This window comes from Paranoxybacillus vitaminiphilus (genome assembly GCF_003259935.1).
GTDB lineage: Bacteria > Bacillota > Bacilli > Bacillales > Anoxybacillaceae > Paranoxybacillus > Paranoxybacillus vitaminiphilus.
Window position 1 is genome coordinate 1 of record NZ_QLMH01000046.1, and the last position, 4,349, is coordinate 4,349.

Below are 4,349 nucleotides of genomic sequence, written 5' to 3' on the forward strand. Positions count from 1 at the left end.
AACGAATCGTCTTAGTCAAATGAAGCGCGATCATGCAAACTTACAAAATAAACTTTCCCAAATAAAAAGTTCATTTCGTCATTCAAAATAAACGCCCATGATATAAAAGATGCTTGACAAAAAGGAGTAAAATCCATTTCTTCGAATGTTTCAAATTGGCACGCTCTACAATTTCAATATTTTCAAGATGGCTGTAGAATCCCGTCTATCACCAAAGTATTCAAGAAGAAGGTCATTTGATCTTCTTCTTTTTTATATAGGTTCAGACTGAAAAACCGACATAAGTAAGGTTAAGATTAGGCAAAAGAACAGTCGGAATGCTTTATACAAAATGTTTGCAGATTATGATCGTTTGATTCAAATCAGCAATGAGAGTAGAAGAGAAGAAATTCCCCAATTGTTTGATTATCTTTAAAAAGAAGCTTCTTGCATACAAGCTTCTCTTAGTGTTTCATCCGACTTTATTCCTCACCCGGGAAGTTCCACACGATGTCACCTCTTTGAACGATTTGTTTGACTATTAATATATGAGCGTCTTTTATGATCAGTACTTGCGAAATCACTTTTCTGTTCCTTTCTTTGAGTAATAAGGTTGAGCATTCCGATCAAGTAAAGAGCTACATAGTTAAATATGACTACAACTCATATTAAAGTAAATACCAAATGTTCCAGTTTTTTCTTGATATATTTTACCAGAACATATAGATTATTGTATAGATATAGAAATGGAATTTATTTGTAAAATGTTACTTTATGTATCACATAGTGTAAGTCACTTTAACTGTTAAATTTAAATAAAGAAGTTTTTGTATGATTCATAGACCAAGAGCATTTGTGATAATCATTCAGGTAACAATCCCGAACAAACATTTTCAATCTTATTTCCACTAAGACTAAGGACTTACTATCATCTGATGAATCAAATCATTTTTCAAAACATCTCGAAGAAGAAGCGAAAAAGTTGCTATCTAAAACAGATGAAGAAATTCATTTGTCATTATTTCTAGAATTAACAAAAATCGCACAGTTAAAAGGTGGGAGATACGATTTAAAAAAAGAAATAGAGGATAAGTGTCAAGAGATTGTGGATTGGGCTTTTAATGAGTTTCAGAAAAAGAATAAAGAATTTCAACAATATCAAGTAAAAAATTTAATTAATCCACAAGGAGTACGAGAACATTTAGAGAGATATCCTGATATTCCTGTTTACGTTAATGAGGAACTAGGGAAATATTTCGAGGGGAATCCTCAAGTATATGTTACTTCTGTTTCACATGAAGAAGTCATCAATACAACAAAGCAGACGCTTTCTCACGCAGCCGATTTAACTGATTTTGAGATTCCTTATATTACGTTTATTATTTATACTGCTTCAAATGTAAAGAGAGTATGGAGAAATGACCTTACAATTGAGCAAGCTGTTATAAATATTTTAGTTGATTCTACCGCAAAGATTGCATTTGCAAGTTTAGGAAAAATGACAGGAACAGCCCTTGGTGTTGCACTATTTGGCCCACAGTATGGAATTTTATCAGCAGGCATAGGTGCCATACTTTTTGGATCTCAAAGCCGCTATGCATCAGATTTTATTAAAAAAGCTCTGGCAAGCAAGGAAGAAAAAGAACTAAAAGACTCGGTCTTCTATCTGTCAGAACCGATATTGAAAAAAGTGGATGAAAAAATCGAAATCAGACATGATAAGCTTCATAAGCTTAAAGAAGGATCGGAGAAAAGCCATACCAATGAAATATTGCTTCAAAAACTAACGGCAATGAAAGATGAAGATATACAGTATATTGCTTATAAAAAGAAAGAGCTTGAGAAAACATTATCTGATATCCAAAACGGTCGGATTTATGTACTAGACGGATATAAGGAAATCATGAAAACGATACCGAAAACAGGTGTTCATCCTCATAATTATCAATCTGAGTTAGATTTTGCAAATGCTGCATTTATAAAACTGAGAGAAAAGGTTTTATAAATTTCAATTACTGCTGTTTCTATAGATGAATGATCGGACTAGATTGTAGACATGCATCAAGGTAGTATTTCTGTTCGCAGCCAAGTGGGAGAAGGAGCGGAGTTTACCGTTCAGCTGCCCCTTCATACATAAGCGGCAAGGCACTGTTATGCGAGAAGTTATAGTAGAGAGGGAAAATCCTCTCTACGAACATCATGAAAAAGGAAGCATGTTTAGTGCGTATTCCTTAATACTGTAATAAACCCATCACCAAGTTGGGGAATTAGTAAGCATTGATGGAGAATTGGGTGGATTATTTAATGTTAATTTAAAAATAACGACTACGTCAGGGAAATATGTCATACGTGTGCATTCTGGATTAAGCTGCAAAAATCACATTAATGCCCAAAAGGTCGTGTTAAGAAAATTAAAGGGATATGGAATTCCTGTATTAACTCCTTTAAATACAAAAACAGGAAGTTATTTTTCAAAACTGTATAATCGGTTTGTTCAACTAACTCCTTTTGTTGAGGGGATACCATTTCAATTTTCAAAAGAACAAGCTTATAAATGTGGCAATATACTTAGGAAGTTTCATGATGCTTTAATGGATGAAAAAGAAATTCCTACTCCTTTTTGGTCAAATTATCCATCATGTGAAGTGTTAAAAAAAGGAATGGATAGATTGAAAGAACAACAAAGGGAATTACATGAACCATTTCTAATCAAAGAGGTCGAAAAAATTTACCAAACAGTTATGGAACAGTGGTTACCAAAGGCGAACTCTTTAACAAAATTAATTATTCATGCAGATTGGCATCCATGGAATGTATTATTTGACAATGATAATGGTAAAATATATCCTTGATTTTGATTTCCTCCAAAAAGGAGAACGTATTCATGATATAAGTTATTTTCTTTGGGCTGTTCGAAATGCGAAGAATAACGAAGAGTTGGGAAAGCACTTTTTAAAAGGTTATGGTCCAATTTCACCTGTTGAAGTCGAAATGTTGCCGGTGGCTATAGCACGAGCAAGTTTATTCTTTTTATGTACTGCATCGTTCGTTGCAGACCCAGTTGGAGAGTTACAAGAACAAATGAAAGTACAAAAACCCTATATTGACTGGTTATTATCTGATGCTGGAAAATTAAGTATTAACAATTTATTTTGTGTTGAACGGGGCAGGTTGAAAGAAGGAATATTTTTAATTAACTAATAAGTAATTTATATAGCACTCCCTAAAGAATTAGATACTAAAACCTAACAAGTAAATGGTTTTAGTGATAATATTTATCTAAAGAAGACTGTGAGAGGTAGTGTAGTGTGCGAAGATTAAGAGATGTGTTTTATATCAATGCTTTTCCGGAAACCAATGAAATTATCTATTATGGAATGGAATTGAAAGAATTTTTAAACTATGCACCAATAGAAATCAACCATTTATTGCTTCTCGAAGCTGAATATTTCGGTCGAGGGTTCAGTTCAAGGAAAAAGTTTGAAATTGTCGATAAAGAAGAAATGGATGATTTCTTAAAAGAGCATGTATATAGTTACGGTAATTTTTGTTGGGTGGACTTCAATCAAAAGGAAAACGTTGAAGAACTCGAACCAATGGAAATAGCTGAGTTGCTATATCTTGGACATATGTTTAAACCACTCAAAAGTCCATTTTTTGAAAGAATAGACAATAGATATGCCTATCTGGCACATGATGATGGATGGTATTGCAAATTATATTGTAGGTATTTAGATGATTTTAAAGAAATTATTGCAAATAAAGTAATTGGGATGGTATCAACGTCCAAACGAAGGAAGATATACGCTTTTTCTGAAGAACTAAAACAAGTGTTATTTTCTCTTGCGGTTGATGGCTTACTAATTGATTTTAGTAATACTTTGAGATCTAGTAATTCAATTGAAATACCCATCTATACCATTGGGAAATTTATTGATATGGATGAAATGTACAACGGACTTAGAAGACATATAGGGCGTTCCAGATATTCTGCTAAATTGGTTCATAAAAACAAGAAGTGGTCAATTGACTATGAAATTCATAGGTAATTCTTATGTTAAACTAACCGGAGCAAGAGTGAAATAAGGGAGTTGTTTGCGACAACTCCTTTTTCTTGTTGAGCTAACGGAGCAGATTCGTATCTGATTGATTCAGTTTTTAAACATAACATAATATAAAGTGAAGGATAAAAAAATGATAAGCCAGTAAGTTAACTTAATAATCGCGTATAAACTTGATGATGTATAAAATTTTGTGTAAAGCATTTTGCTAGAACAAAAGAAAAAAGGTAGGGTATTCTCTGATTGGACCAAAAATCTTAGAGAAAGGAGAACCCTACCTATGTCTAAAAGTATACCGAATGTAGACTG

4 protein-coding genes are annotated in these 4,349 nt (G+C 33.0%); all 4 read left to right on the forward strand.

What is annotated here, in order from left to right; all coding sequences use genetic code 11:
* Positions 1–961 precede the first annotated feature (961 nt).
* The 4 genes from B0I26_RS17950 to B0I26_RS17965 all read left to right on the forward strand — a co-directional run bounded on the left by B0I26_RS17950 (position 962) and on the right by B0I26_RS17965 (position 4,028).
* On the forward strand, positions 962–1,984 hold the full coding sequence (locus tag B0I26_RS17950; protein WP_111646691.1) for a hypothetical protein: 1,023 nt from the start codon (positions 962–964) through the stop codon (positions 1,982–1,984).
* A 283-nt stretch (positions 1,985–2,267) separates the two neighbouring features.
* A complete protein-coding gene (locus B0I26_RS17955) occupies positions 2,268–2,831 on the forward strand; it encodes a phosphotransferase enzyme family protein (RefSeq protein WP_181503007.1) in 564 nt (187 codons plus the stop codon).
* Positions 2,800–3,180, forward strand: a complete 381-nt coding sequence (locus B0I26_RS17960) for an aminoglycoside phosphotransferase/kinase family protein (protein ID WP_111646693.1) — start codon at positions 2,800–2,802, stop codon at positions 3,178–3,180. The genes B0I26_RS17955 and B0I26_RS17960 overlap by 32 nt, the downstream gene beginning before the upstream one ends.
* Positions 3,181–3,287: 107 nt before the next feature.
* Positions 3,288–4,028 (forward strand): hypothetical protein, encoded by a 741-nt coding sequence (locus tag B0I26_RS17965; RefSeq protein WP_111646694.1) that lies wholly within the window; start codon positions 3,288–3,290, stop codon positions 4,026–4,028.
* The last annotated feature ends 321 nt before the right edge of the window (positions 4,029–4,349 follow it).